This is a genomic window from Paenibacillus tianjinensis, assembly GCF_017086365.1.
GTDB classification, from domain to species: Bacteria; Bacillota; Bacilli; order Paenibacillales; family Paenibacillaceae; genus Paenibacillus_AQ; species Paenibacillus_AQ tianjinensis.
Genome location: NZ_CP070969.1, coordinates 1,601,972 through 1,628,318, shown reverse-complemented (window position 1 = coordinate 1,628,318; position 26,347 = coordinate 1,601,972). Strand labels below are relative to the sequence as shown.

The window sequence follows — 26,347 nt, the reverse complement described above, 5'->3', positions numbered from 1 at the left end:
TATTTAGCTTTAGGAGTTTCTTTTTCCCCAGATTGCGAGGCCCTTGTCATTCAGACCGGTAAATACTAGGGTTGCTCTGTGCTTCTCCCAATCCCATGACGGAAGAAGCTGCACCTTCTCAGTGCGCCCTTCACCTTCAGGGATATCGTTCCAGAGCAGGGTCAAAGATCGTTGTCCGTCAAAATACCATTGCCCTGAACCCTGCTCGCTCCATAGTTCACCGCCTGCCATAAGGCTATGGGTTACCGACCCAATCTGCCCGTCAACGGCAGGGTCATGAATAATCCGTTCCCAAGACCCGGCAATATGATGTGCAGGGATATCCTGCTCCTTCTCGCCTGCATAACGCTCCGGTGAAACTACAGGCCACCCGTCCTCCGTCCATAGGATTTTACGTACATGTAGATAAGGCCAGTACTTATCAGCTCCGCCCCGTGCATGGTGTACCATAAAGTAGGTTCCGTCATCATTTAAGACAGAGTTGTGGCCAGGAGCAATCCATCCCGGATCTTCACCAAAATGGTAACCGCCAAGGATTTTGAGGCCGACCTCATTTTGAGGCATGTAGGAACTATCCTTCATATCACGGCCATGAATATCCACGTAGGGGCCGGTGATCGAGTCGGAACGGGCGACGCGGACATTGTAATCCTCGAAGAGGGAGTCATAGGAGACGAACAGATAATATTTCTTAAACTGTTCATTATAAACAATGTATGGTCCTTCAACTGCCCCGTCTTCAGTAACCTTATCCCGGACGGCCAGCAATTGGCCAAAGCCCCCGGAAATCGGTTTGCCCGATTCCTTATCCAGCTGAATAATATGTATTCCGCCGAAAAAAGAACCATAAACCATCCACATCCGGCCTTCCGCATCATTTACTACATTCGCATCAATCGCATTCAGAGGATCCTCTTCACGGGTCTGGATGACCACCCCTTCATCTGTCCAGGGGCCTTCAATAGAATCTGAGGTCTGCAGCCCAATCAGCGACTGGCGGCTGCCGAAGGAAGAAGCGGAATAATACATCCGGTATTTACCCTGGTACTCCACTACATCAGGTGCCCAAAGATTTTTAGCATTTGCCCAGTCCTGCGCAATCTGCGGGATTCCCGGAAGCGCATAATGCACCCAGTTCCAGTGAATCAGATCCTTAGATTTGCGGACCATCACTCCGGGTACCAGGTCTCCTCCGACTTTTACATCCGTAGAGAAAACATAATATCCTTCAGGGGTCTTCACTATTCCCGGATCATGAGAATTATGAACCCCCCACTCCGCCTCCACCTCAAGAATTGAGGTATCATACAACTTCAATTCCCCTGGAGCTTGCGGGAAAATCAATTGATTTTCTTGTCCTTCAGGATGAACCGGTGGCGTACTCATTAGCCTTTAACCCCCGAAATGGCTACAGATTCGATAATCTGCTTTTGGAAGACGAGGAAGATAATCAGCATTGGCAACAGGGCAATAATAGAGGCTGCCATGATTAGCGGATAATCCGTCTGGATCGCATAGGTTGCATTAAAGTTGGCAATGACCAGCTGCAGGGTCTGTTTCTCCGGTGAATTCAGATAGATTATCGGTGACAGATAGTCATTCCAGATGCCCATGAACCACAGAATCAGCTGTGCGGCTACTGCCGGTTTGATCAGCGGGAAGGTGATAGAGCTATACAGCCGGAAGTAGGAGCTTCCGTCGATTTTTGCGGCCTCGATAATAGCATTTGGTACACTGCTGAGATATTGCCGCAGGAAAAAGATCATAACGATGTTTCCGAACAATCCCGGTACAATCAGCGGAAGCAGGGTATCTACCCAGCCCAGCTTGGAGAACATGAAGAATTGCGGAATCATAACCGCCGGATAAGGAATCATCAAAGAAGACAGCATCAACAGGAAAATTTTATTTTTAGCCGGGAATTTAAGTTTGGCAAAAGCAAATGCTGCCAGAGATGAGGTAAACGTCCCCACTACCGTTACCGAAACGGCAATAATCACGCTGTTCTTGATACCACTAAGCAACGGTCCCGCTTCCCAGATTTCCTTGTATTTGCCGAATTGAAACGGATTCGGAATCCACACAGGCGGCAGGGCGAAGACGTCCTGCTTGTCTTTCAGCGATGTGGACAGCATCCATAACAGCGGTCCAATCATGAATACCGCACCGATTAATAACAAAATGAATATGATTGTATTGGTAATTCTTCTTCTGCTCTTCATATTTATTCGCTCCTCCCTCTCATATCAATCAACATCGAACGATTGCTTCTCGTTCATTCTGAATTGGATAAGAGTCACGACAAATATAAACACGCCTAGAACAACCGCCATTGCGGAAGCATAACCCATCTGGAAGTTGCCGAAAGCCTTTTGCCAGATATAGAACACGACAGAAGCCGAAGCATATTCCGGTCCGCCGGTTGGGGTCATAATGTTCATTTCGGTAAAGATTTGCGATCCTCCAATAATATTAGTAACGATGATAAAGAAGGTAACCGGACGCACCATCGGCCAGGTAATATGCCAGAAAGCCTGGAAGCCGTTTGCGCCGTCGAGTTCAGCAGCTTCATAATAGGATCTCGATACACTCTGCAATGCCGCCAAATACAGCAGCATCGTGTATCCGACACCCTTCCAGACTGCCATAATTATTAGTGCCGGCTTGACGGTGAATTTGTTCGCCATCCAGTTGGGCCCGGTTATGCCGAACAGGTCGAGAAATTGGTTGACGAGCCCGTAGTCACCGTTATAGGCCCAGTTCCACATGATGGATACAGCAGCCAGGGATGAAATAACAGGAACATAATAAATAACCCGGAATGCTGTCGTACCAGGTACACCACGGTTAAGTCCAAGCGCCAGCAAAAGGGCAAGAACGATCCCGATAGGAATTCCCAGCATCATGAAGAGTGTATTGAACAGGGCTTTATGAAACAGCTCGTCGGTCCACAGATCCTTAAAATTACTCAACCCGATAAAACTCATTTGTCCGAGACCATCCCAATCCGTAAATGAACCATAGATGGAATAAATCATCGGATACAAAGTAAAGATCAGCAGACCCAGTAGCGGAGGAAGAATGAACAAAAATCCGTAGATTTTTTCCTTCCGGTAGAGGTTCGACTTAGTTATCATTGTGATCACCTCAAATTCGGATATCAGATAAAAGTGATGCCGGCCAAGGAATGCCTGAAGGCCAACATCACTTTTTCTGGGATAATGCAGGGTTTAAAGAATCTTATTTCTTGGATTTTGCTTCTTGCTCAATCGCTTTATCCAGCAATTTTTGCATTTTAGGCTGTTCGGATTTCACATACTCAGCTGCTGTAACCTTACCATCGATAACAGGTTGAATATCGGTGAAGAACAGGTTGTACCATTCAGCATTATAAGTGTAGTGACCTGGAAGCACTCTGCCGTAATCTTCAACAATCTGCAGGAACTCTTCTTTATTGGCTGGTTTTGTAGTTGTATCAGCTGCCCATTCAGTTGCCATGTCTACAAGGTTAGGAATCTGTACTTTTGCTTTCACAAGAGCGTCCATACCTTCCTTGGAGGCTGTCAGGTAGTTGATCAGTTCAACTGCTTCTTCCGGATTTTTAGTTTTGGCCGATGCGCCGATACCAAGAGAGCCGGTCCATGTAGCCGATTTACCCGTAGATCCTGCTGGGTAAGGAATCAGGTCATAATCGAAAGGCAATTTCTCATAAGTACTCATATCCCAAGGACCTACAGGGAAGAAAGCCATTTCGCCTTTCATCCAGCGTTGGTAGGTATCCAGTGTCTGAGCCTGTTCCGTGGAAGGCGTAATCCCGTATTTGTTCTGCATATCCGCAAAGAATTGCAGTGCTTCAGCAAATTTCGGATCATCAATAGTTACTTTAGTTTTGGTGGAGTCGATCCAGTCAGCTCCATTGCTCCATACAAACGCTTGCAAAGCCCAGTTTACGTTGAAGCCGGCACCGAATTGATCCAATTTGCCGTCTCCATCCTTGTCAATGGTCAGCTGCTTAGCAACCTTAATGAATTCATCCCAAGTGTACGGTTTATCTTTGTCAGGAAGCGGAATGCCTGCTGCTTCAAACATTGTTTTGTTATAACCGAGTGCGAAAGGACCAACGTCTTTTGGCATACCATAAATGTTGCCTTGACCAGCCATATTACCGTCATAGCGGTACAAGTCTACGCCGTATTTCCAAATATTGTCGAGGTTAATGTTGGAGTTACCTTCAATGTAGCTGGTCAGATCCAACAACACACCGCTGTTTACATATGCTTTAAGGTCACCGGATTCAAAATAGAATACATCCGGTACACTGTTGCCTGTGATGGATGCCTTAAGTTTGGTGGCATATTGGTCAGCTGCGGTAACAATGATCTTTACCTTCACATTCGGATGATCAGCTTCGAATTGCTTAACTACGCCTTCATAAGCCTTTTGCTCATCTGTACCGCCTCTGAACATAAATGTAAGATTCTTGGTTTCTTTGGAATCACTGCTTGCTTCTTTTTTTGTAGTGTTTCCAGCATTAGTTGCTGCTGTGTCGTTAGATGATGCATTGTTGTTACCGCCGCATCCTGCAAGTACTACTGAAGCCGCCAGGACTAAAGACATTGATGTTAACCAGCCCTTTTTCTTTAACAATGTAACCCCTCCTAGAAATGTTGTGAACAATTGCCATGCTATATAGAAGAACTAGTAACCGTTTGGTTGCGGTTTTGTTAGTTCAAGCTACCTTGTTTAAGCTTTCTTGCCAAGCCTGATGACATTCCAAGAAGCTTTGGACAGCAAGGTCTCCACAAATCCGTCCTTGCATTCAGTTCCAGATGCCTGCCTTGGCTTCACATGCTGCTCATGGGCAGTATTAACCGCTTTCAGATCCTCGTGATGGAGTTCGATATGCTCAATCAGACGGTACCCTTCAAATCCGCGCACATCGCATTTCAGCTCCAGTGCTTCTTCTAGATGTCGATTAATAGCGAAGATTGTCAGTTCGTTACTTTCTTCATTGTATACGATTGCACTATCCAAGTAAGGGACATCCGTGTAATCCTGGGCATCATATTTAGGAGAATTGACAATCGGTTGAAGCGAAAGGCCTCTTCCATATTTGGAAGCGTGAAGATAAGGATAGAATATCGTCTGTTTCCAGGCCGCTCCGCCTGCTTCCGTCATAATCGGAGCGATGACATTCACCAGCTGGGCCAGACAAGCCATCTTCACCCGGTCTGCATGCCGGAGAAACGTAATCAGCATGCTGCCAATCAGGAGCGCATCCTCAAAATTGTATTGATCCTCAAGCTGCGCCGGACCAATGGTCCAAGGCTCGATCTTGGTATCGGATTCATTGGAGTGGTACCAGACATTCCACTCGTCAAAACTGAGATACATCGTCTTCTTGCTGCGTTTCTTTGCTTTGATATAATCGCAGGTGGCCGTTACGGTGCGGATGAAATGCTCCAGATCCATACTGCGTGCCAGGAAATTGGCGGAATCGCCGTCGCGGTTTCCATAATATTGGTGAAGGGAAACATAATCGGCAACGTCATAGGTATGTTCAAGGGTTACTGCTTCCCATTCCGGGAACGTTGGCATTGCTGAGCTGGAGCTTCCGCAAGAGACAAGCTCGATGTCCGGATCGACCAGACGCATCGCCTTACCCGTCTCGTAAGCCAGCCTTCCATATTCGGCCGCTGTCTTCTGACCGATCTGCCAGGGTCCGTCCATCTCATTACCGAGACACCAGGTTTTAATCTTATGCGGCTGTGCAACACCATGCTGCCGACGTAGATCACTCCAATATGTACCGCCGGGATGATTACAGTATTCCAGCAGATTACGGGCCGCATCAACACCCCGTGTTCCGAGATTCACTGCCATCATTACTTCGGAGCCAACCTCTTTGGCCCATTCCATGAACTCGTTCGTGCCTACCTCATTCGGTTCGACCGTTCTCCAGGCCAGCTCCAGCCTTCTCGGACGCCGTTCCACCGGTCCTACCCCGTCCTCCCAGTTATATCCGGATACAAAATTGCCGCCGGGATAACGTATAATTGGTACATCCAGTTCCTTAACCAATGCCTTCACATCGTCCCGGAAGCCAAGGGAATCCGCAGCAGCATGCCCCGGCTCGTAAATGCCGCCATAAACCGCCCGCCCCAAGTGTTCTATGAAGGAGCCGTAAATACGCTTGTCCACTTCGGCGATAACAAATGACTTATCAGCGATAAGTGTCGCTCTTAGGGTGTCTGACGCCAATAGGACCACCATCCATTTCACATATTTATTAATTAGTTAAAAAACATTTGAATGTATTCGCTTACAGATATAAAATAACATATATAAACCAGGTTGTAAACACAAAAGCATAAATCTATTTATAACTCTTCAAAACAAACCATAAATATAGGCTTTTTCTGAAACAATGTTCGAATTTTTGCAATGATTCATAAAACTATATTCACATAAGTTTAAAATAAAGCATACGATTCAATTAATATTAGCTTAAATTTAATTGTTTATCACAAATAAAGGAAGAAAGCTTTCCTTTTCACCTCAATTAGTTTATAATTTTATAAAATAGTTATTTTATGACGTCTGCGGAAGAAGGTTTGATATGATTTATATCAAAGATTTAATGAGTGGCATTGAAATCTTCAAAGCGCTTAGCTCTGAAATCCGGATTCAGATTCTGGAATTACTAGCCACTAATCAGGCACTTAACCTGAATGAAATTGCCAAAAAGCTGAATCTCAGCAACGGCGCCATCACCATGCACATTAAGAAGCTGGAAGAAAGCGGCCTCATCGAAATCAATACTTCAGTAGGTAAACACGGCATCCAGAAGGTATGTTACTTAAATAAGGATAAACTGATGGTCGATCTGCGCAGCAAGGATGTCGACAACCTTTATGAGGTTGAAATCCAGGTTGGGCATTACAGCAACTATCAGGCCGTTCCAACCTGCGGGCTGGCTACCAAGGACAGCATTATCGGTGACTTCGACGAGCCTCGTTACTTCGCCGATCCCCAGCGGATTGATTCAGAGATTATCTGGATGGCAGAAGGTTTCCTGGAATACCGTATTCCGAACTATCTGAAGGCAAACCAGACCTTCCGTGAGATTCAGTTCTCCATGGAAATCGGTTCCGAAGCACCAGGGTTCAACGACAACTATCCTTCCGACCTGTACTTTTATGTGAACGGGATTGAAATCGGATACTGGACCAGTCCCGGAGACTTCGGTGACCAGCGCGGCACGTTTAATCCTGACTGGTGGCCGCCTCACCTGAATCAGTACGGCATGCTTAAGCTGATCCGGATTAACAATGAAGGCAGCTTCATCGACGGCTGCCGCATTTCTGACATTACACTGGACGATATTAAGCTGGACTACAAAAGCGAGCTGACCTTCCGCATTGCCGTTACCGACAAACCGGTTAACAAACGCGGGTTGACCATTTACGGCAAGCATTTTGGCAACTACAGCCAGGATTTGCTCGCCCGTGTACTCTACAACGTCCACGAGATAGAAGAAGCAGGCAGCCTCCTCACCTCTTCATCTATGGAATAGTTTTCTATACGCCAAAAAGCAAACCTCCGGCAATGGAGGTTTGCTTTTTGGTGTGGTAACTTAACTCCTTCTGAAAGCCGAGGAATAAGGCCATAATCGCCAGGACGGTTTCCGTTTTATTTAAATCCATTTAAACCATATTAGCCCTTCTGCTTCCTGATACATATTTCGGGGCCGGCTAACGAACAATAACTCCTGTCTCCCATACCACCGAGAAGGAGTGTTTCATATGCGTGAAGGTCTGATCCCCACCGTTCTTGGTACCGTAGTTTCCGCTTCCGGCGCAGCTTTTCTTGGAAGCAAATATAAGCTGGCCGCAACCGGCGTGCTTGGCTTTGGTCTGGCGCATATTGTACTGGGCACCATCGACTTGTTTGAGCACCGGTAAAAAGGTTGGAAGATGCCGGCTCTGTACTGCAAGTACAGGCCGGTTCCCTTATAGTCCAATACTCCGTCAGCGGGACAGCAAAAAGGCCCTCACCCGGCAGGCAAGGACCCCTATATACATAAGATTATTTCACAGCTACATAAAAAAGACGCTGGGCACTGTCATCTGCCGGGATCCATTCGAAATCGGCATACGTCTTAACGAGACTGAATCCGGCCTTGTACAGCTCGTCTGTCAGCCACTGCGGATCATAAGCGCGCTGGATATGCGTCTCCTCGAAACGGCGGTAGAGGCCGCTGCCACTCTCTTCACGGGCGAATATAGACAGATGATGCTCAATTTCACGGCGCGGCACATCCAGCTCACAAGTCCAGATATAGGACACGGCAGGCTCATCCAGAACAAAAGGCTGCTCCTCCTCATAACGGAGCAGTGTATTCGGATGATGGACATCAAACAGAAAAGTCCCCCCGTCTTTGAGGCCTGCGTATGTCCGGGCCAGAACCGCTTGAATATCCTGCTCTTCGAGCACATAGTTCAGACAGTCACAGAAAGAGATCACGGCATCTACCGGCTCCGGCAGCTCCCACTCCTTCATGTCCTGTCGGATCCAGCGCACGCTGCCCTCGCGTAAAAACCGCCGTCCCTGCGGATGCTGTTCCATCTTCTGCTGTGCCACGGACAGCATGTCGGAAGATAAATCGATGCCGGTCATGTGATAGCCTGCCGCAGCAAGCGGAATGGTGATACTGCCCGTACCGCAGCCAAGCTCGGCCACGGTCCGGGGTTTGCCGTACTTGCCCCATGCGGTTTCCGCAAAGGTCAGCCAATCCGGATACGGCATGTCCGCCATCAGCTCGTCGTATACATAAGCAAATTTCCCATAGGATGACACAATGGACACCGCTTTCTATTCCTGATTCTGTTCCGGAGCCTTCTCTTTTTCAGCCCCTGCAAGATAGGTCCAGTTCTCCTTCTGTGTGATGAGACCTTCCTTCATCAGCTTACCCATCGCGCGTTTGAACGCGGACTTGCTGATGCCAAAGCGCTGCTTGATAATATCCGGCGGCGTAGCATCCGAATAAGGCATCGCTCCGCCCGGCCGGGACTGCAGAAACTCCAGTAAGGCAGCGGAATCCACATCCCGTCCAATTTCTTTACGCTGGGTCATGGCCAGATTGACACGGCCATCCTCGCGGATATGCGAGACGCGCGCTTCAAACTGTTCGCCAAGCCGCAGCAGACGGCTGCGCTCGGAGGAATGAACCATTCCGATGATCCCGAATCCCAGCACCCCGCCGTCCACGAGGACAAATGTACCCATTTGAAGCGGCTTGTAGACTCTGGCTGTAACGGTTTGCCCCATCCATGAGGACGGCGCCGGCATAGCCAGCGGAGCTAGCTCCTGCTCTCCGGCCAGCTTGGCGCGCAGACGTCCCTGCTTATCATGCTCCATCAGCACAAACACCTTATCGCCGATCTGCGGCCGAAGCTCTACAAGCTCAGGCAGCTCGGCGATCGGCAGCAGCAGCTGGCGGCCGAGTCCCATTTCCAGAAAGCAGCCCAGCCGCGGATGAATATCCGCCACTTCCAGGAGGGCCATCTCACCTAAAGTCAGATAAGGCTTCTTCATAGTGGCGGCAAGACGGTCCTCGGTATCAAAAAAGATAAATACCTCCACTTTGTCGCCTTGCTTAGGCTTGCTGCCTACCAGCTCTGTATAATGCAGCATGACATCCTGGTCACCTGCGCCCAGAAAGTAGCCGTAAGGAGAGACTTCCCGCAATACTTCCAGCGTAACCGTAGTACCCGCAATCAGGCTCATACTGTCTCCACGACCTTGGCGTCAGACCAGAGACGCTCGATGTTGTAATATTCACGCTCATCGCGGTGGAACACGTGCACGACAACATCCCCGAGATCCATCAGAACCCAGCGGGCTGCATCCATGCCTTCAATCCCGCGGATCATACCGCCGGCTTCATGAACCACTTTGCGCACTTCTGTAGCAATCGCCTGTACCTGGGTATCTGAATTACCATGACAGATAATGAAATAATCACTGATCGGTGAAACATTGCGCAAATCCAATGCCACAACATTCATCGCTTTTTTGTCTTCAACGGCTTTCAGGGCCAATTCCAGCAGCTTGCTTGATTGTACACTCATATTTTATCCTCCAGTATTCTTACTAAGTCGTTGCGAGCCAGCATCGTAAGCGGAAATACAATCCGGCGCTTCTGCAGCAGCAGGCTGATAGTGGAATCAAACCCGGCGACAAGCGCTTCTTCTAGGCTTACCTTAGACAGCCTGCGGATCTCGTCCACACCCGGAAAATCCCGTCCGGGCTCGATGTAGTCCGCCAGGCAGACGACCTTCTCCAGCAGGCTCATCCCTTCGCGCCCGGAAGTATGGTAACGGATGGCCCCCAAGATTTCCGGGTCCGTAATTCCGTACTCCTGCTGCGCAACAAATGCCCCTACTTCAGCATGCCATAGCTGCTTGTCATATTGAAGCAGATCGGCAGACAGCCCGTTCTGTTCAATGATCTCCTTCATTCTCTCCACCGGCCAATATTTGGCTACATCATGCAGTATAGCTGCTGTTTCCGCCTGAACGGGATCGGCTCCATATTGCTTGGCCAGCTTGACCGACGTTTCCATTACCCCCAGCGTATGCTGCCAGCGTTTGTCTGGCATCTGGGCAGAGACTGCCTCAATCAGCGCTTCGCGGCTGTAGGCCATACAATCCACTCCTCTGCACATATTCATATACCTGCTCAGGCACCATATAGCGGATTGAGCGGCCGCTTGCCGCACGTGACCTGAGCATCGTGGATGAAATATCCACCAGCGGCATATCAGCGAGCACAACCTTCTCGGCGATGAAGCCGGGCAGTGCCGCCAGATCGAGCGGTGTTCCAGGGCGTCCTACACCGATGAAGGTTAATACGCCCACCAGCTCTTCAATCCCGTGCCATTTCGGCAGGTATTCCACCATATCCGCGCCAACGATGAAATAGAACTCATGCTGGGGATAGACTTCCTTCAGGCTATGTACGGTATCAATGGTATAGGATACTCCGCCCCGGACAATTTCCCAGTCCAGAATGTGGAACGCCTCATGTCCTTCTACCGCGCTCTGTACCATCGCCAGCCGGTCCGCCCCCGAAGCTCCGGCCTCATGTTTATGCGGAGGGATATGCGAGGGCATGAACCAGACCTCGTCCAGTGAATACGTATCCCTTGCGGCTTCAGCCGCCATCATGTGACCTATGTGAAGAGGATCAAAGGTTCCTCCCATAATTCCAACCTTCAAGAGGTGTACCTCCTCTTATTCTCCAAGTAAAAGTCTAACGCGGAAGCTCAATGGTTTTGTTATCGCGTGATTCCTTATAAAGCACGATGGTTTTACCGATCACCTGTACCAGCTCGGAACCGGACTGCTCTGCCAGGGCAGCACCGATCTCCTTCGGATCGTCTGCATTGTTGTTAAGCACACTGATTTTCATCAGCTCGCGCTTTTCAATCGCTTCCTCAATATGGCGGATCAGATGGTCGTTTACGCCGCCTTTGCCGACTTGAAATACTGCATCAAGATGATGCGCCAAAGAGCGGAGATAACGTTTTTGTTTTCCAGTTAACATAAATGAACAAACCCCTTAATTAACAAATATTATTACCCTAAACTTGTCATTCCATTTCGTCTTCACTGCCGCCAAAACATTCTATAATCGTCCGCCGCATAATCTCCGTAGGTGCCGCCTGCCCTGTCCAATACTCAAACGCATAGGCGCCCTGGTATATGAACATTCCAAGACCGCCGTGAATGGTGCAGCCTGCACGCAGGCCCTCCTCCAGCAGCCGGGTACGCAGCGGGTTGTAGATCAGATCGCTGACCACGAGCCTCCCGTGCAGAAGCCCGGGGTCGATGGGCAGCTCGTCAGGGTATGGGAACATGCCGACAGATGTGGTATTGATGACTATGTCCGCTTCCGGAATTATACCGGCAGCCCCATCCATAGCCGTGCCTGTTACTTTGCCTGTAACCTGCCATGCTGCCGCCAGCTCCTGCGCTTTGTCCGCAGAGCGGTTAGCGATAACGATAGAGGCCGGGTTCTCCTTAAGCAAAGCGCTGACAATGCCTCTTGCCGCACCTCCGGCCCCGAGGACCAGGATACGGGTGCCGGACAGCTCCGGCACTGCTTCCGCCTTCAGTGAGCGCACATATCCGATACCGTCGGTATTATATCCGGTCAGCACACCATTATCATTGACAATGGTATTTACCGCGCCTCCGGTAAGTGCGCTCTCATCCAGCTTGTCCAGATACTCCATGACTGCAACTTTATGCGGAATCGTCACGTTGACTCCGCGGAAGCCGAGCGTACGGATCGCCTGCACCGCTTCACCAAGCTGACTGCTGCTAATATGAAGGGGTACATAGGCACCCGGTATACCCAGCGCTTTCAGTGCTGCTGTGTGCATCACAGGTGATTTCGACTGGGCGATCGGATCGCCCATGACGCCAAGCAGCATGTCCATGTTTCTGTCGTTCATAGGCCGATCCTCCAAGCAAATTTGTTAGCTTACAGCTAAATCAACGAAGGGCGGGTCAGCACCTTAACTCCCCGCGGAACATGAACAGCCACTACTGCGCCTTCTGTCCCATTTACCTTGATCCAGCCGAGGCCGGAGATGAACAGATCGGTCTGGCTGCCGCGGCCGATCCGGAATTCATGGCGCTGCCATTGCGGAAGCTTATCCATATCTGCCGCTACCGGTGGTGTTAGCAGCTCGCCGCGGTGGTCCTTATACAGGGAATCCGCGCGCTCGAGCTTCGTACGATGTATCTTAAGGGTCGTGCTGATGTAGCAGGTGAAGGATTGCCGCGGACCCTGAATGAAGTCAAAGCGTCCAAGCCCGCCGAAGAACAGCGTCTGACCTTCATTAAGCTGATAAACTGCAGGCTTAAGCGGATTCTCCGGCATCACTGCGCCAAGATCACGCCGCTCCACCAGCTCGCTGTAACGCCAAGGATATACAATTCCCGGTGTATCAATAATATAGTGGCCGTCATCCAGCGGGATTTTGACCGTATCCAGCGTTGTGCCGGGATAACGTGAAGTCGTCAGCTCCTGCTCCAGATCACTGTAATCGGAGATCAGGCGGTTGATCAGCGTTGACTTGCCCACATTCGTTGCACCAACGACGTAGATGTCCCGTTGTCCGCGCAGCTCGCTAACCGTCTCCAGCAGGCGTTCGAAGCCCTGATTGCGTTTGGCGCTGACAAGTACAATTTCGGCTGTCCGCAGGCCATGCTCCTTACAGCGCTGCTGCATCCAGTTACGCAGCTTGTTCCAGTTCGTCACCTTCGGCAGCAGGTCACATTTGTTCACTGCAAGGATAACCGGATTGTTGCCTACGAACCGCTGCAGGCCGGAAATCAGGCTGCCTTCAAAATCAAACAGATCCACGATATGGATCACAAGCGCATTCTTCTCGCCTATTCCGCTAAGCAGGTGAAGAAATTCATCCTGATCGACGGATACGGAAGAAGCTTCATTATAGTTCTTAATCCGGAAACAGCGCTGGCAGATGACCGGTTCCCGTTCAAAGGCAACCTCCGGGATATAGCCCGGAAGCTCCTTGTTCCCGGTCTGCAGCGTAATCCCGCAGCCGCTGCATTTAGCAGGGCGCTGAGTTTCATTCTGTTGATTCATTGGGGTTTATCCTCCTCGTGCCACAATCCTTGCTTGCGAAGCCGTGTCAGTGCAATTTGCTCAACCCGGCGGTTAATTCTTGTTCCAATCCCTTCGTCCTTAACGGAGATTGGCAATACCAATACAGTGTACAGACCCAGCCGGTTTCCGCCGTATACATCCGTAAGCATCTGATCGCCGACTACGATCGTCTGTTCCGGCGTAAGCCCCATCAGCTTCATCGCCTTAAGGAACGGTGTATTGCTCGGTTTGCGGGCCTGATGAACAAATTCAATATTCAGCGGCGTTGCAAAGCGTGACACCCGGTCCATGTTGTTGTTCGATACAATGATCAGCTTGAAGCCAAGCTCTTTCACCTTCGCGAACCACAGCAGCAGCTCCGGAGTAGCCAGTGGGGCTTTGGCGCCGACCAGCGTATTATCCAGATCCGTAATGATGCCCCGGTATCCCTTCTGGTACAGCTCTTCCAGCCCAATATCAAATACCGTGTTCACCCGGAGTTTCGGAACTAACCTTTCAAACAATACGTTCACCTCGATTTCATACAAAAAACTATAACATACTCTTTGCGCTTCGCAAATGAACCTGCTGAGCCGCTTAGGGTTTATCTGCGTGTTCTAAGGCTTCGCTGAAGCCGCAAAGCTTCAGTATACACGCTGCGCCAGTCTTTGTCTTCTATAACATCCGGGCTGTATTTCGCCTGCTCGAACAACCGGAGCAGTGAAGAGAGGCTGCCCGCGGCTTCCGGAGTCTCACGGCTCCAGCGGCCGACTGCCTCGCGCAGGGTTTCATGCTCTTCTTTCAGCATGCCCTTTCTGCGTAAATACCTTACCCAGCGCTCTGTTTCAACTACAACTTTTTGCACCGGTGACAACGGCTGGCCGTTACGCAGCCGCTGAATCAGGAAGCGCAGGCTCATACGGTGCTGCCAGAGCTGATAACCTGCCCAGAGCAGCAGTATAGCTGCAGCTGCTGAGAAACTCCATACTCCGAGGTGCAAGTTTCCTTCCGAGGAATCCTTGCCGGCTGCCGCTTGCTGCGGCTCGGCCTTTTCCTCTTCCGGCTGCTCGGGCTCCTCAGTGACCGTCTCCTCGCTCTGAGTCAGCAGCGGGACGGTAAAACCGGGTGTCGCTTCCACCGGAATCCAGCCATAGTCTCCGAAATACACCTCCGCCCACGAATGGGCATCGGCATTGGTGATGGTGTAATTATTGTTAACAATGCCCTGCTGCGCCAGATTATCGGGCAGCTCTGCCTGCTCACCCGGGGCATAACCTTTTACCCAGCGGGCCGGGATATCGAGCGAACGGGCCATCGTTACAAGCGCTGTCGAATAATAATCGCAATACCCCTCCATAATCTCAAACAGGAAGCTTTCCACCATATCCCTGCTCTTTTTACGGGAGAGATCCGGTTGATTCGTATACGGGAAATTCACCTGCAAATATTGCTGCAGCAGGGCTACTTTTTCGTAAGGAGTCTGTGCGCTTTGGGTAATGTTCTCAGCCAAATCACTGACCCGTTTAGGAAAATTATCCGGCAGCTGAAGGTATCTCGTAATATCCTGGTTTGTGTAAAGCTGATCATAGGTCTGCTTGCTCAGCTCCTGGACTGAAACAACGGGAATCTCCGAGGTCAGTACATAGGTTTGCGGATAGGCCAGATCTTCAGTGGAACCCCAGAGCATCTCGCTGTCCACACTCCGCCAGAACAGGCCGTTACCAGCCTCTTCACCGTCGACAGAATCCACTTTGGAGATGGAATAAGCGCCAAACAGTACCGGATAATCATTATTGCCGAGCAGCTTAACGGTCTGCTGCAATGTCCGGGTCTCTCCTTTGGAGGCCGTTGCCCGGTCCAATTCCGCTCCTACTGAGGCCTTTTCCAGCGGTCCCCGTTTAAGCCGGTCGTCATCGCTCCAGCCTTTGCCGGAATACACGCTGCGTGACTCTCCGCGCATATAGGTCCGCAAATCGGAGGTTACGGTCATAACCGGTGAATAATCGAAATTAAAGCCTCCGCCTAAATTATTATCATCAAGACTATAACCGGAAGAGGAACTGCCTGCTGCCGCTCCGCCCTCGCCTGCCTCCGAAGATCCTGAGGTTCCTGAACCGGAGGATTTCCCTACGCCATTCCAATCCTGCCAGGCTGTATAGGGATCGGTCAATGTAGGCCGCACATCAGGCATATTAACGCCAGTAACAATAACCAGAGAGAAGATAATGGCAATATTGACCGCTACTTTAAAAGGGTAACGCAGCAGGTAGGTCCAGCCCCGCGGATAATGCAATTGGAAGCTCCGCAAATGCTGGGTGACCAGCCAGCCCATTCCGGAAAACACCGTCCAGGCAACCTCCTGCCAAAGTATAGATGAAGTAAAAGAGTCCAGTGCGGCAAAAGCAACTATATTCGCGGTGAGAAACATCAGAATCCGTGCTTTCGAGGAGACCCACCAGGAGGACAGCAGCAGCAAGGCTCCGGCAGCCAGAGCAAACCATATATACGGGACCATATGAGCTGCGGTATCAGGCAGCCGGTCACGCAGTGCCGGAGCCCAGGGATCAGGGACATAGATTTTGTTGTACAGGATCAGCCGGTATACCACGTACAGCATGGCCAGTGCTTCAAGAACCAGCCGGTAGCCCCATTTAACCGGTAAAAGAATTTCAATAACGGCCACAGCTGCAAGGGTTAGCAGTACAGCCGATGTAGTCGTTTCCAGCCAGAAAGGTTCTGTGAAGGACACCCACTGCAGGGCAATGAGTACCAGCCAGAGGAGGCTGAAGGAATGATGCCAGGATGATTTGATTCCGTTCCACCAGCGGTTCATACTGCAGTATCACCTCCAAGGATTGCAGGAAGCTCCTGCAGGGAGCTGATGCTATACCCCGTCACCCCGCGTGATTTCAGAACATCCAGCCATTCCCCGCTGCCGGCCTTACCGGCTGGATTGCGTACCTGAATATGCGAAGGGGTCATTCCCCGGCTCTCCGCCCAGCGCATCACATCCAGCACCGGCTGGCCGCTTTGCGGGCTGATCAGAACGAAATATGCCCCTTTCGGAAACATGCGGTGGCCTTTTTCCAGCCTTGGCACGAGCGGCCCCCGGCCTTCGGCATTGATATCAATCAGATATTGAATCATTTTCTGCCGCTCCGCCGCGCTTTCGGCAGGACTGAATACCTTGGTCGTCCTGTCCAGGCAGCAGAGCCCGATGCCGATCCGGTCACGGATGCCAAATCCCAGCAGCGAAGCTGTAATGGAAACCGCCAGCTCAAATTGGCTGGAGCTGCCATAAGCCATGTAACTGCCGTCCAGCACCAGGATAGTCTTAGGCACCGATTCATGCTCAAATTCCTTGGACTTCCATTCGCCGGTCTTGGCAGTGGCATTCCAGTGGATGCGTGTTAACCGGTCGCCGTAGATATAATCGCGCACACCGTTAATCTGTGTTGTCTCACGCCGCGAATGGAGCAGTGAGGTTTGCAGCCCGGCCAGCCGTGATCTGCGCTCATACAGATGCCAGCGCGGCACAAATACTGCGCGGGGGAGCACACGGAACTGCCCTTCGGCCTTGAATGTGCCTTTATGCTCTACCAGTCCGAAAATATCCTCAGCAATAATATCCGTGTTCTCGAACGTGTAGCTGCCCCGCTCCAGTGCCGGTGTCTGAAACAGCAGCTCTCCCTGGCCTCTCAGGCTTGGAACCAGACTCTCTTCAAATACCCAGGACTCGCCGTTATGGCGCTTCAGAATTTCTCTTACCACTACATACGGCAACGGCAGAAAGCCCGGAATGGTGATGTTCAGCTTCACACGCAGATAGCCGCCTGCGTAGAGCAGCTCAGGCTTCTCCTGCTCCGAATACAGGCTGCGTGTACCCTTGGCCCTCCGGACTCCGCCAAGGGCGCCGATAACCAAATAAAGAATGAGCACGGAGACCATAATGAACAGCATGAATGAGGTCTTGCCGCCCTGAAACAGCACATAGAGCAGCGTAACAGCCCAAATTGCGAGTATACCGGCGAATTTTCGTGGCTGGATGACAGCGGCCGCCCCAGACAGATAATTCTTCATCTTTATTGCCTCATCGTAACTGGCACACGGATGCTCTGCAGCAGCTTCTGAAGCAGGGATTCCACACTCACATTGTCAAGCCGCGATTCCGGACGGAGAATGATGCGGTGTCCCAGGGCGTATGGGGCCAGGATCTTCACATCATCCGGCAGCACATAATCACGTTCCTGCAGGAAGGCGTAGGCTTTGCACGCCATCATGAATGACAGCGAGGCCCGCGGGCTCGCACCCAGCAGCACCAGCGGATGCTCCCGGGTCTGGCGCACGATGTCCAGCAGATAGTTCAGCACCGGATCACTGACATACACCTCACGAATCTCCTCTTGAATAACAGCGATCTGCTCCATGCCCGTGACCGGTGTGAGCTTGTCCACCGGCTGTCCGTCCTGGTGGCTCAGCAGCAGATTCTTCTCGGTTTCGCTATCCGGATAACCAAGGCTGATCCGCAGCATAAAGCGGTCGAGCTGGGCTTCCGGCAGTGTATATGTGCCTTCGAAATCAATCGGGTTCTGAGTTGCACAGAGCATGAAGGGATGGGGAAGCGGATAGGTCTCGCCGTCCACGGTTACATTCCGTTCCTCCATGACCTCAAGCAGCGCCGACTGCGTCTTGGTCGTAGCCCGGTTAATTTCGTCCGCCAGCAGAATGTTGGTCATGACCGGACCGGGCCGGAAATGGAACATTTCATCCCGGGGATGATAGACAGATACCCCGGTAATATCACTTGGCAGAATATCCGGATTGCATTGAATCCGCCGGTAATCGCCGGACATGGATCGTGACAACGCCCGTATCAGCTGGGTTTTGCCGGTTCCCGGCACATCCTCAATCAGGACATGTCCACCAGCCAAGAGTGCCGTGAGCAGGAGTTCAATTTCAAAAGTTTTGCCGAGTATGCAGGATTCCAGATTAGAGCGCACAGCCTTCATAATTTGCGTTGATTCTTGACGTACGGGCATATATGGTAGACCTCCAATGTCAGAATAAACAGTAATAATTATATTTTACATGATTATGGGACCCAAAGTACATTATTGAAGGAGGTGAAATTGCATATATCCTAACATATAGCCCGTTTTACAAATATGAGTAGCGAAACCGCCTATTTCTTGTAATATATTACAAAAATCAATCCAGCACACTTCCTATATCCGCAGCAAAAAGTCAGTAAACCAAAACACAGGGCAGCGCTCTCCCGGATCTGGAGAAGCACTGCCCTGTTTCAGCCATTCTCTTAATTCGTTTGATTGTGGTCGCTTACCAGTTCATTCAAACCTACAATTAGACCTTCAAGCTGTTTGAAGCTGCCCACCATGTTATCCGTCATCCGGCGCTGTTCTTCCACACCGGCCAGAATTTCTTCAGTAGCTGCGCTGGACTGCTCGGTAACACTGGAGAACTCTGTTATTTCGCTCACCACTTTTTCCGAGAAATGCTTCATGCCCGCTGAGCTTTGCTCCACCTCACCGGCTTGGGCCAGCACCTTTTGAGCGTTGAGCTGAATTGATTGAAATACCTCTTCCGTCCGTTGCACCGACTCCTGTCCGGTCTGCAGAATGCTGCGGCTCTGTTCAAACTGTGCGATCAATGTCTGTGTCTGCTGCTGCAGGCCCGCGATGACTTCACTGATAGAATCCGCTGTCTTGCCGGAACTTTCGGCCAGCTTCCGCACCTCTCCGGCAACTACCGCGAAACCGCGGCCATGTTCACCGGCACGGGCAGCTTCAATGGACGCATTAAGGGCAAGCAGATTGGTCTGTCTGGAGATTTGCATAATTCCTTCAAGCATTTCATTGATATCCAGGCTGCGCCGGCTGAACTCCTGCATCTGTGTGGAGGTAATATCCATCGTTTCAGTAAGCTCTGAGATTTGACCCGCCAGCATTGTGACGTTGCCGCTGCCTTGCTCACTGACCGCAGCAGTCGCTTCCGACAGCTCCTTCATTTCCTGGGAATAGCCGGCAACATCGCGGATATGCTGGTCCGAAACTGCAATCGCTTCCGTGATTTCTCCGATACTGGTTGCCTGATACTCAATACCCTTGGAAACCTCCTGGAATCCGATTGCCACTTCACTTGTTATGGCCCCAGTCATTTCTACCTCTTCTTTGAATCTGGCTGTGAATGCATATAGACCGTCCACCGCAGTTTTCACACGGCTAAGAAGGTACTCCACCTGAGTGCTGGCGGTTTCTACCTGCTCCCGCTGCTGGTCGCTCTTTGACTGCAGCTTCTCATTCAGGTAGGAGACTACCAACAGCACGACGCTGATGATAATGTACAGCCCGAGGCTGGTAAAATAGAGCATCAGTTTGCTGTCAGCCTCTGAGGCCTCAGCTCCGTTTAACAGCTGGACCAGAATATTGACAGCACTCACGGCGGCTGAAACCGCATAATATTTATAGTGAGGATAGAGCAGCAGCAAAGAACAGAGCAGCAGCACCACCAAACCATCCACAGAGCTTAAAGTTAAATAGAAAGCCATCAAAGTTAGGATCACTGTGATAATCCATGGAATTACAAGCACACCTTTTCGTTTCCAGTTGCATAAGCTGAGTGCCACCGCCAGCGGAACAGCGACCGCACTTGTCCCCCACAATTTTGGAACCTGAAAGGCAAGAATGACTCCAACCACAGTTACCACCCAAAAAATAGTAATAATAATTTTGTTTCTCATCCAGAATAATTCAGTTTTACGTTCATTTTGCAACCTCTGCACGTCCCCTGTCATTTTTATATACCCTGAGTTTATATCGTCAATATTCGACAATTTATTTATATCCCAGATAAGGCACAGAGCAAAAAAAAAGACCGCCTTCACGGCGATCTTTGTTCGCAGGCACTTCCTGCTGTTCAAAACCTCTAACCCTTCGGTCTTACGACCAGCGCTGCCAGGAATGAGAAGACAATTGCCGAGGAGATCCCGGCGCTGGTCACATCGAAAATGCCTGTTACCACACCGACCCAGCCATCCCGTTCCAATTCCGTCAATGCACCATGCACCAAGGAGTTCCCGAAGCTCGTAATCGGCACACTGGCTCCGGCTCCGGCAAATTTCACCAGCGGATCATACAGTCCGAACGCGTCGGCTACCGCCCCTGCCACTACGAGTGTACTCATCGTGTGGGCGGGGGTCAGCGCGAGCACATCGAACATCAATTGGCCGATTACACAAATTGCCCCGCCAATGAGAAACGCCCATAAGTAGATCACTGCTCTTCACCTCCGCTCTCAAGAGCTACGGCATGCGCCACGCAGGGAATGCTCTCCCCCTGCTGGTAAGACAGCGGTGAGAGCAGTGCTCCGGTTGCTACGATGAGCACACGCTTCAGCTCTCCTTTTTTCATCCGTTTAAGAATATGTCCATAAGTTACAACGGCTGAACAGCCGCAGCCGCTTCCTCCTGCAATCACATATTTTTGCTTATCCAGGTCGAAAATAAGCAGTCCGCAGTCATTAAACGTCGTTTGTTCCATCGGAATGCCCTCTTTGGCCAGCAACTCTTTGGCAATTGGCAGACCTACGGAAGCAAGGTCACCGGTCACAATTAAATCATAATACCCGGGTGACAGGGCCGTATCACGAAAATGGGCAGTAATCGTATCTGCTGCAGCCGGGGCCATGGCGGTCCCCATATTGAATGGGTCGGTTAGCCCCAAGTCCATAATTTTGCCGATCGTTGCAGATACCACATGAATCCCCTGTGCACTGCCGTCATTGCGGCCGACAACCGCACAGCCTGAACCTGTAACGGTATATTGGGCGGTCGGCGGCTTTTGTGACCCGTATTCGGTCGGATAACGGAATTGCTTCTCCACTGTGCAGTTATGGCTTGAGGTTCCGGCCAGGGCATATTTGCTGCCTCCGGAATCAACAATCATTGAGGCGATGGCTAGACTCTCCATGGAGGTGGAACAGGCCCCGAAGACCCCGAGATAGGGTACGCCCAGCTTTCTGGCCGCAAAGGAGCTGCTGATAATCTGATTCATCAAATCACCGCCGACAAAAAACTCCAGCTTGTCCTGCTCAAGATCGGCATTCATCAGCGCCAGCTTGGAGGCTTTTTCGAACAGGGCACGCTCTGCTTTTTCCCAAGTCTTCTCGCCCATTTCGAGCGAATCATAAATGAAATCAAAATCCGATGCTAGCGGTCCCTCCCCTTCCTCCGGCCCTACGACGGCAGAGGAACCAAGAATGACAGGACGGGTAGTGAACTTCCAGGTCTGGCTGCCTAGCTGCTCCATTTTAGTGCGAACCTCCCCAGCCCATAATGGCGTACACTACACCGACCACAAACGCAGCAACCACACCAAACACAATGACGGAGCCGGCCAGCTTGAACATATTTCCGCCTACCCCGAGCACCAGACCCTCTGCACGGTGTTCCAGCGCCGCGGAGCACATGCTGTTGGCGAAACCTGTAACAGGCACCGCAGTCCCGGCTCCGCACCACTGGGCTAATTTATCATATACGCCAAAGCTGGTCAGAATCACGGAAATAAGTATCAGCACCGCTACCGTGGGGCTTGAGGCTTCGCGGGAGGTCATATCAAAGATAGCCATGAACGCCTCCTGGATCCCTTGTCCCAGCACACAGATCAAACCTCCCGACAGAAAGGCCCGGATGCAGTTTTTGAATACCGGACGGGAAGGCACAAAAGGCTTGGACAATTTCTCATAGTCCTGTGGAGTCATGGTGTCAAGCCGCAGCTTGACACCGGTTTTTTTGGTTTTTGCCGGCAAATAGGGACACCTCCTGGAATGTAGGCGAAGGGAAGATATCAGAGCAACAATCGGGCTGCCGTTTCCCCTCGGATTTTTCTTCTCTTAGAAGTTTTTCCTTATTGTTCGCCATCTGCCGCCAGATTATGTCCTGGAATACTCAGGAAAAAAACAACAGCACCACTATCAGCAGCAGGAATAAAACCAAAATCAGTACCGTTTCGCTCTCCCGCCGGTACCGGCGGGGATACCTTCTCTGCATTCCGCGCGTATGCACTTTGCGGGGGACACCCTGCCCGTAAGGCCCGGAAATGCTTCCTGCAACCCTCATTGTTCTCGCTTCCTTTCCCGGCTCCTGGCTTCAGAGCCACTACCACATATTATTCGCACAGCAGCTGCCCGGTGTTTGCGGGAGGCACCCTAAGATAGACAAGAGAAGTCGGAATGTTCATACTATATGTAGTAAAGGAGCGATAAGCATATGAACCAAGAAACGATGGACTTATTTAAAACACTGACCGAATTCCCCGCAGCTCCGGGCTTCGAGCGTGAACTGCGCGCTTACGTCAAGGATGCTATGTTACCTTATACGGATGAGTTCGTGCAGGACCGGCTGGGAAGCCTTTTCGGCGTACTGCGCGGCGAAGAAAACGGCCCCAAAATTATGGTCGCCGGTCATTTTGACGAAGTAGGCTTCATGGTCACCGGTATTACAGGCAACGGAATGATCCGGTTTCAGCCGCTTGGCGGCTGGCTGGCGTCGGCAGTGGCGTCACAGCGGCTGCAGATCATTACCCCGAAGGGCACGCTGACTGGTGTGGTCGGCAGCACGCCGATCCATCTGCTAAGCCCGGAGGAACGTAACAAAACCGGCGATATCAGCAAAATGTATCTGGATATCGGTGCAGACAGCCGGGAAGAAGCTGAGAGCTTCGGCGTGAAGCCAGGCCAGCAGATCCTGCCGATCTGCCCGTTTACACCACTGGCCAATCCGAAGAAAATTATGGCCAAGGCTTGGGACAACCGCTATGGCGTGGGCCTCGCGATTGAACTGGTCAAGGCGCTGCAGGGTAAAAAGCTGCCGAACACGGTCTATGCCGGTGCTACGGTGCAGGAAGAGGCTGGCCTCCGCGGCGCGCGCACCGCAGCCAACCTGCTGGCACCGGACATTTTCTTCGGCCTGGATGCCAGTGCCGCCGCCGACATGACCGGCGACCGCCAGGCCTTCGGCCAGCTCGGCCAAGGCGCACTGCTGCGGATTTATGATCCGACCATGATTACCCACCGCGGACTGATTGAGTACGTCCAGGATACAGCAGATACCCACCGGATCAAGTACCAGTATTTCGTTTCCCAGGGCGGAACGGATGCCGGCCAGGTACATGTCAGCGGGATCGGCGTTCCGTCTGCGGTAATCGGAATTTGCTCCCGCTACATCCATACCGCTTCGTCTGTGATTCACAGCGATGATTACGAGGCGGCCAAGGAGCTGCTGATCAAGCTCGTTGAAGGACTGGACCGCACCACGCTCCAGACCATCCTAGAGAACAGCTAAGACCACGACCGTTAAAAAACGGGCGGGAATGAAGGCTATTGACCTTGGTCAAGACCCCATTTAGTAGACATTGAAAAAAGACCTAGGCTACAAGCTGATTCCTGTACTCAACAGGAGTCAGCTTGTTTAGTTTTCGTTGTGCTCTATCTTCATTGTAAAAACGTATATACTCCTCAATTCTTCTTTGTGCCTCAGCGATACTTCGTATATCATAAGGGTAGAGTGCTTCGACTTTAAGATGAGAGAAGAAGCTCTCGATGGAGGCATTGTCATAACAATTTCCTCGGCGTGACATGCTGATTTGGGCGCCAACCTGTGGCAGCATGTCGTGGTATGCATGGGACGTGTACTGGCATCCCTGGTCGCTGTGAACGATCAGTCCAGTCACGTCTTTATGTGTTTCAAAGGCCTTTCTAAACGTCTCTAATACAAGTGGATTGTCGTTACATCTGCTAATGTGGTATCCGACGATCTCGTTATTCCACAAATCCTTGATGGCTGATAAGTAAATTTTCTCATCGAATACCCGATATTGTGTAACATCCGTTACCCATTTCTGGTTGGGTTTATCCGCTTTGAAATTTCTTTTCAGTAGATTCTCTGCGACTCTTCCATCCGAAACTGCTGCCTCATAGGTTGTTCTATGGACGTACTTACGGCGTATAATCGCCTTAATACGAAGCTCCTGCATGAGTCGTAAAACCTTCTTGTGATTCACGACAAGGTGATATTGGCGGTATAACTCATCCTGTATCCGACGGTATCCTACCGTCTTGTCCCGTTGCTCGTATATGGCTTTGATCTTACGTTTCAACTCTTGGTCTGGATCCTTTTCCTTGCGCTTCAGATAAGCATAGTAACCGCTTCTGTGGACCCCTAAATATCCACAGAGTTCCTTTACGGTCTGCTTATGCTTCAGTTCGTCGATGACAACATATCTATCCTTCAACCCTCCCGATTCAAGATTTGTAACCACTTTTTTAGAACGTCTACCTCCAACTGTAAACGACGTAGTTCTCGCTCTTGCTCTGTTTCAGACCTGTGCGGATCTCCACGTCTATCCTGAAAAGAGTCTTTTCCCTTTGCCCGATACTTCCTCACCCAGACACTGACACGCTTCCTGTCATTAATATCCAGGTGTTCTGTAATCTTTCTGCAGCACCATCCTTCCTCCATAAACAGTCGAACAGCTTCTACTTTCACAGACTCAGGATAATGCTTAAACTTCTGACCTTTCTTAGCTGGCATAAAAATGCACCCCCTAGAATTACATCGGATTTACCCTGGGGTTTTTCCAATGTCTATTCTAAGGGGTGCACTTCAATTAATACGAAAGGAGTTCCTTCTACCAGTATCGCTACCCGTCCTTCCAGTAAATTCGCACAGGCTACGTCAGGGCGTTCTGTCGACATCAGCTGCGGAAATGGTGAAAAGGGCATATCCTCAATCAGCTCTTCAATATATCCGCTTTCCAAAATGCCGTCGATCCGGATACGTTTCAGCCGGGTGATGACTTCTTCAACCAGATTCTTCTCAGCCAGCCCTTCAATGTAAGCAATGACAACATTCGTTTGGGTATAACCGCCGATTTTCATCGTTTCCATTTTGAGCAGAGGACTCTTTACGATCCGGCGGATCAGGGAAGTATTGATCCGCAGCGTTTCCGTAAAGCCCTCGCGGGGCCCGCGGATGCCTGACTCCGCCGCAGGTTCTTCAATGGAGCGTTTTTCCCACTTGTTCAATCCGAAAGCGAGACCGGTGGCTTCCTGATCCAGGATAAGCACCGGCAGACCATTCGCTAAATAGCTGACACATTCCCCGAAGGTGGTAAAGGGTATTGCTTGAGCTGCTGAAATTTTCCGCTCCGCCAGCTGGCTAATGGCAGTGGCCTCACCGTTGATCTCATGCATGAGAGGGGTGATCACATTTTTTTCGATCCCGGCGGAGTCCGACAGGCCGTCAATATAGATCAGAATTGCTTTTGTCTGGCCTTCGATATAAAAGGAGCGGTAAATGATATCCGAACTTTTGGCATAAATCGCCCGGATCTGATGGATATTTTGCTGCAAATCCTTATCTAGCACCATAGACTGATGATTAGCGGCGTCTTGCGGTTGAGAAGCGTCTTGCACTTGTTGGGCAGCAGATGCTTTACTGTTATACCTAAACGGTCTGCGCAGCTTCATTAGCGATATTCCCTTCATTTATCTCGTCACTTGTAGTATGGTTTCCATTCTATCCTTTTATATGTAAATTCCGGTCCGCAAGAGTAGGCACCTTCCGCCTGCCCCTATTCCCTGGACA

29 protein-coding genes are annotated in these 26,347 nt (G+C 50.7%); 3 read left to right on the top strand and 26 right to left on the bottom strand.

The window, feature by feature from the left end:
• Window positions 1–9: 9 nt before the first annotated feature.
• The 5 genes from JRJ22_RS07120 to arfA form a co-directional block, all read right to left on the bottom strand.
• Window positions 10–1,386, bottom strand: a complete 1,377-nt coding sequence (locus JRJ22_RS07120) for an arabinan endo-1,5-alpha-L-arabinosidase (RefSeq protein WP_206103839.1) — start codon at window positions 1,384–1,386, stop codon at window positions 10–12.
• Window positions 1,386–2,222, bottom strand: coding sequence for a carbohydrate ABC transporter permease (locus tag JRJ22_RS07115; protein WP_408637870.1), 837 nt, complete (start codon window positions 2,220–2,222; stop codon window positions 1,386–1,388). Before JRJ22_RS07115 ends, JRJ22_RS07120 begins: the two co-directional genes overlap by 1 nt.
• A gap of 24 nt (window positions 2,223–2,246) precedes the next feature.
• Window positions 2,247–3,137, bottom strand: coding sequence for a carbohydrate ABC transporter permease (locus JRJ22_RS07110; protein WP_206103838.1), 891 nt, complete (start codon window positions 3,135–3,137; stop codon window positions 2,247–2,249).
• A gap of 103 nt (window positions 3,138–3,240) precedes the next feature.
• Complete coding sequence (locus tag JRJ22_RS07105; protein WP_206103837.1) at window positions 3,241–4,647, bottom strand: ABC transporter substrate-binding protein; 1,407 nt, start codon at window positions 4,645–4,647, stop codon at window positions 3,241–3,243.
• A 96-nt stretch (window positions 4,648–4,743) separates the two neighbouring features.
• On the bottom strand, window positions 4,744–6,273 hold the full coding sequence (arfA, locus tag JRJ22_RS07100; protein ID WP_206105016.1) for an arabinosylfuranosidase ArfA: 1,530 nt from the start codon (window positions 6,271–6,273) through the stop codon (window positions 4,744–4,746).
• A gap of 346 nt (window positions 6,274–6,619) precedes the next feature.
• Between arfA and JRJ22_RS07095 the strand changes: the two genes are divergently transcribed.
• Window positions 6,620–7,576 (top strand): ArsR/SmtB family transcription factor, encoded by a 957-nt coding sequence (locus tag JRJ22_RS07095; RefSeq protein WP_206103836.1) that lies wholly within the window; start codon window positions 6,620–6,622, stop codon window positions 7,574–7,576.
• Window positions 7,577–7,580: 4 nt separating this feature from the next.
• Here JRJ22_RS07095 and JRJ22_RS29445 read toward each other — a convergent pair whose 3' ends face one another.
• A complete protein-coding gene (locus tag JRJ22_RS29445) occupies window positions 7,581–7,706 on the bottom strand; it encodes a hypothetical protein (RefSeq protein ID WP_269751874.1) in 126 nt (41 codons plus the stop codon).
• Between the two features lie 99 nt (window positions 7,707–7,805).
• On the opposite strand from JRJ22_RS29445, the gene JRJ22_RS07090 reads away from it, so the two are divergent.
• On the top strand, window positions 7,806–7,964 hold the full coding sequence (locus JRJ22_RS07090) for a hypothetical protein (RefSeq protein WP_054939566.1): 159 nt from the start codon (window positions 7,806–7,808) through the stop codon (window positions 7,962–7,964).
• A 124-nt stretch (window positions 7,965–8,088) separates the two neighbouring features.
• On the opposite strand, the gene JRJ22_RS07085 is transcribed toward JRJ22_RS07090, so the two are convergent.
• The 17 genes from JRJ22_RS07085 to JRJ22_RS07005 all read right to left on the bottom strand — a co-directional run bounded on the left by JRJ22_RS07085 (window position 8,089) and on the right by JRJ22_RS07005 (window position 22,819).
• The gene (locus JRJ22_RS07085) at window positions 8,089–8,859 is read right to left on the bottom strand and encodes a class I SAM-dependent DNA methyltransferase (RefSeq protein WP_206105015.1); all 771 of its coding nucleotides are present in this window, start codon (window positions 8,857–8,859) and stop codon (window positions 8,089–8,091) included.
• 15 nt (window positions 8,860–8,874) lie between these two features.
• Complete coding sequence (locus JRJ22_RS07080; RefSeq protein WP_206103835.1) at window positions 8,875–9,789, bottom strand: CvfB family protein; 915 nt, start codon at window positions 9,787–9,789, stop codon at window positions 8,875–8,877.
• Window positions 9,786–10,133: a ribosome silencing factor gene (gene rsfS / locus JRJ22_RS07075; protein WP_206103834.1), complete on the bottom strand. Its 348-nt coding sequence runs from the start codon at window positions 10,131–10,133 to the stop codon at window positions 9,786–9,788. Before rsfS ends, JRJ22_RS07080 begins: the two co-directional genes overlap by 4 nt.
• Window positions 10,130–10,708 carry a bis(5'-nucleosyl)-tetraphosphatase (symmetrical) YqeK gene (gene yqeK, locus JRJ22_RS07070; RefSeq protein WP_206103833.1) on the bottom strand — a complete coding sequence of 193 codons (579 nt, stop codon included), beginning with the start codon at window positions 10,706–10,708 and terminating at the stop codon, window positions 10,130–10,132. The genes rsfS and yqeK overlap by 4 nt, the downstream gene beginning before the upstream one ends.
• The gene (locus JRJ22_RS07065) at window positions 10,680–11,282 is read right to left on the bottom strand and encodes a nicotinate-nucleotide adenylyltransferase (protein ID WP_206103832.1); all 603 of its coding nucleotides are present in this window, start codon (window positions 11,280–11,282) and stop codon (window positions 10,680–10,682) included. The genes yqeK and JRJ22_RS07065 overlap by 29 nt, the downstream gene beginning before the upstream one ends.
• A 34-nt stretch (window positions 11,283–11,316) precedes the next feature.
• Window positions 11,317–11,610 (bottom strand): ribosome assembly RNA-binding protein YhbY, encoded by a 294-nt coding sequence (gene yhbY / locus JRJ22_RS07060; RefSeq protein WP_036697934.1) that lies wholly within the window; start codon window positions 11,608–11,610, stop codon window positions 11,317–11,319.
• A gap of 46 nt (window positions 11,611–11,656) precedes the next feature.
• Window positions 11,657–12,523: a shikimate dehydrogenase gene (locus tag JRJ22_RS07055; RefSeq protein WP_206103831.1), complete on the bottom strand. Its 867-nt coding sequence runs from the start codon at window positions 12,521–12,523 to the stop codon at window positions 11,657–11,659.
• 35 nt (window positions 12,524–12,558) lie between these two features.
• Entirely contained in the window at window positions 12,559–13,686 is a 1,128-nt protein-coding gene (gene yqeH, locus JRJ22_RS07050) for a ribosome biogenesis GTPase YqeH (protein ID WP_206103830.1), read from the bottom strand.
• A complete protein-coding gene (locus JRJ22_RS07045; RefSeq protein ID WP_206103829.1) occupies window positions 13,683–14,210 on the bottom strand; it encodes a YqeG family HAD IIIA-type phosphatase in 528 nt (175 codons plus the stop codon). The genes yqeH and JRJ22_RS07045 overlap by 4 nt, the downstream gene beginning before the upstream one ends.
• 80 nt (window positions 14,211–14,290) lie before the next feature.
• The gene (locus JRJ22_RS07040; protein WP_206103828.1) at window positions 14,291–16,519 is read right to left on the bottom strand and encodes a DUF4129 domain-containing transglutaminase family protein; all 2,229 of its coding nucleotides are present in this window, start codon (window positions 16,517–16,519) and stop codon (window positions 14,291–14,293) included.
• Entirely contained in the window at window positions 16,516–17,766 is a 1,251-nt protein-coding gene (locus JRJ22_RS07035) for a DUF58 domain-containing protein (protein ID WP_206103827.1), read from the bottom strand. The genes JRJ22_RS07040 and JRJ22_RS07035 overlap by 4 nt, the downstream gene beginning before the upstream one ends.
• Before the next feature lie 2 nt (window positions 17,767–17,768).
• A complete protein-coding gene (locus JRJ22_RS07030; protein ID WP_206103826.1) occupies window positions 17,769–18,725 on the bottom strand; it encodes an AAA family ATPase in 957 nt (318 codons plus the stop codon).
• 275 nt (window positions 18,726–19,000) lie between these two features.
• A complete protein-coding gene (locus JRJ22_RS07025) occupies window positions 19,001–20,443 on the bottom strand; it encodes a methyl-accepting chemotaxis protein (protein WP_206103825.1) in 1,443 nt (480 codons plus the stop codon).
• Window positions 20,444–20,628: 185 nt separating this feature from the next.
• On the bottom strand, window positions 20,629–20,979 hold the full coding sequence (gene spoVAE / locus JRJ22_RS07020; protein ID WP_054939558.1) for a stage V sporulation protein AE: 351 nt from the start codon (window positions 20,977–20,979) through the stop codon (window positions 20,629–20,631).
• Window positions 20,976–22,010, bottom strand: coding sequence for a stage V sporulation protein AD (gene spoVAD, locus JRJ22_RS07015; RefSeq protein WP_206103824.1), 1,035 nt, complete (start codon window positions 22,008–22,010; stop codon window positions 20,976–20,978). The genes spoVAE and spoVAD overlap by 4 nt, the downstream gene beginning before the upstream one ends.
• 1 nt (window position 22,011) lies before the next feature.
• Window positions 22,012–22,509, bottom strand: a complete 498-nt coding sequence (spoVAC, locus tag JRJ22_RS07010; protein ID WP_370656238.1) for a stage V sporulation protein AC — start codon at window positions 22,507–22,509, stop codon at window positions 22,012–22,014.
• A gap of 139 nt (window positions 22,510–22,648) precedes the next feature.
• Window positions 22,649–22,819, bottom strand: coding sequence for a hypothetical protein (locus JRJ22_RS07005; RefSeq protein WP_159067692.1), 171 nt, complete (start codon window positions 22,817–22,819; stop codon window positions 22,649–22,651).
• A gap of 150 nt (window positions 22,820–22,969) precedes the next feature.
• On the opposite strand from JRJ22_RS07005, the gene JRJ22_RS07000 reads away from it, so the two are divergent.
• Window positions 22,970–24,043 (top strand): M42 family metallopeptidase, encoded by a 1,074-nt coding sequence (locus JRJ22_RS07000; protein WP_206103823.1) that lies wholly within the window; start codon window positions 22,970–22,972, stop codon window positions 24,041–24,043.
• A gap of 82 nt (window positions 24,044–24,125) precedes the next feature.
• On the opposite strand, the gene JRJ22_RS06995 is transcribed toward JRJ22_RS07000, so the two are convergent.
• From JRJ22_RS06995 to JRJ22_RS06985, 3 genes are read right to left on the bottom strand one after another with little or no spacing between them, the layout of a single operon-like run.
• Window positions 24,126–24,992 carry an IS3 family transposase gene (locus tag JRJ22_RS06995; protein ID WP_179088996.1) on the bottom strand — a complete coding sequence of 289 codons (867 nt, stop codon included), beginning with the start codon at window positions 24,990–24,992 and terminating at the stop codon, window positions 24,126–24,128.
• Window positions 24,989–25,291, bottom strand: coding sequence for a helix-turn-helix domain-containing protein (locus tag JRJ22_RS06990; RefSeq protein ID WP_076139116.1), 303 nt, complete (start codon window positions 25,289–25,291; stop codon window positions 24,989–24,991). The genes JRJ22_RS06995 and JRJ22_RS06990 overlap by 4 nt, the downstream gene beginning before the upstream one ends.
• 53 nt (window positions 25,292–25,344) lie before the next feature.
• Window positions 25,345–26,247 carry a spore germination protein gene (locus JRJ22_RS06985; protein WP_232381057.1) on the bottom strand — a complete coding sequence of 301 codons (903 nt, stop codon included), beginning with the start codon at window positions 26,245–26,247 and terminating at the stop codon, window positions 25,345–25,347.
• Between the last annotated feature and the right edge of the window lie 100 nt (window positions 26,248–26,347).

Bases quoted from the DNA above. Each gene is read 5' to 3' on its own strand.
- JRJ22_RS07120 (WP_206103839.1), bottom strand. From the start codon at position 1,386: ATGAGTACGCCACCGGTTCATCCTGAAGGACAAGAAAATCAATTGATT.
- JRJ22_RS07115 (WP_408637870.1), bottom strand. From the start codon at position 2,222: ATGAAGAGCAGAAGAAGAATTACCAATACAATCATATTCATTTTGTTA.
- JRJ22_RS07110 (WP_206103838.1), bottom strand. From the start codon at position 3,137: ATGATAACTAAGTCGAACCTCTACCGGAAGGAAAAAATCTACGGATTT.
- arfA (WP_206105016.1), bottom strand. From the start codon at position 6,273: ATGGTGGTCCTATTGGCGTCAGACACCCTAAGAGCGACACTTATCGCT.
- JRJ22_RS07095 (WP_206103836.1), top strand. From the start codon at position 6,620: ATGATTTATATCAAAGATTTAATGAGTGGCATTGAAATCTTCAAAGCG.
- JRJ22_RS29445 (WP_269751874.1), bottom strand. From the start codon at position 7,706: ATGGATTTAAATAAAACGGAAACCGTCCTGGCGATTATGGCCTTATTC.
- JRJ22_RS07090 (WP_054939566.1), top strand. From the start codon at position 7,806: ATGCGTGAAGGTCTGATCCCCACCGTTCTTGGTACCGTAGTTTCCGCT.
- JRJ22_RS07080 (WP_206103835.1), bottom strand. From the start codon at position 9,789: ATGAGCCTGATTGCGGGTACTACGGTTACGCTGGAAGTATTGCGGGAA.
- rsfS (WP_206103834.1), bottom strand. From the start codon at position 10,133: ATGAGTGTACAATCAAGCAAGCTGCTGGAATTGGCCCTGAAAGCCGTT.
- yqeK (WP_206103833.1), bottom strand. From the start codon at position 10,708: ATGGCCTACAGCCGCGAAGCGCTGATTGAGGCAGTCTCTGCCCAGATG.
- yhbY (WP_036697934.1), bottom strand. From the start codon at position 11,610: ATGTTAACTGGAAAACAAAAACGTTATCTCCGCTCTTTGGCGCATCAT.
- JRJ22_RS07055 (WP_206103831.1), bottom strand. From the start codon at position 12,523: ATGAACGACAGAAACATGGACATGCTGCTTGGCGTCATGGGCGATCCG.
- yqeH (WP_206103830.1), bottom strand. From the start codon at position 13,686: ATGAATCAACAGAATGAAACTCAGCGCCCTGCTAAATGCAGCGGCTGC.
- JRJ22_RS07040 (WP_206103828.1), bottom strand. From the start codon at position 16,519: ATGAACCGCTGGTGGAACGGAATCAAATCATCCTGGCATCATTCCTTC.
- JRJ22_RS07035 (WP_206103827.1), bottom strand. From the start codon at position 17,766: ATGAAGAATTATCTGTCTGGGGCGGCCGCTGTCATCCAGCCACGAAAA.
- JRJ22_RS07030 (WP_206103826.1), bottom strand. From the start codon at position 18,725: ATGCCCGTACGTCAAGAATCAACGCAAATTATGAAGGCTGTGCGCTCT.
- JRJ22_RS07025 (WP_206103825.1), bottom strand. From the start codon at position 20,443: ATGAGAAACAAAATTATTATTACTATTTTTTGGGTGGTAACTGTGGTT.
- spoVAD (WP_206103824.1), bottom strand. From the start codon at position 22,010: ATGGAGCAGCTAGGCAGCCAGACCTGGAAGTTCACTACCCGTCCTGTC.
- JRJ22_RS07005 (WP_159067692.1), bottom strand. From the start codon at position 22,819: ATGAGGGTTGCAGGAAGCATTTCCGGGCCTTACGGGCAGGGTGTCCCC.
- JRJ22_RS07000 (WP_206103823.1), top strand. From the start codon at position 22,970: ATGAACCAAGAAACGATGGACTTATTTAAAACACTGACCGAATTCCCC.
- JRJ22_RS06990 (WP_076139116.1), bottom strand. From the start codon at position 25,291: ATGCCAGCTAAGAAAGGTCAGAAGTTTAAGCATTATCCTGAGTCTGTG.
- JRJ22_RS06985 (WP_232381057.1), bottom strand. From the start codon at position 26,247: ATGAAGGGAATATCGCTAATGAAGCTGCGCAGACCGTTTAGGTATAAC.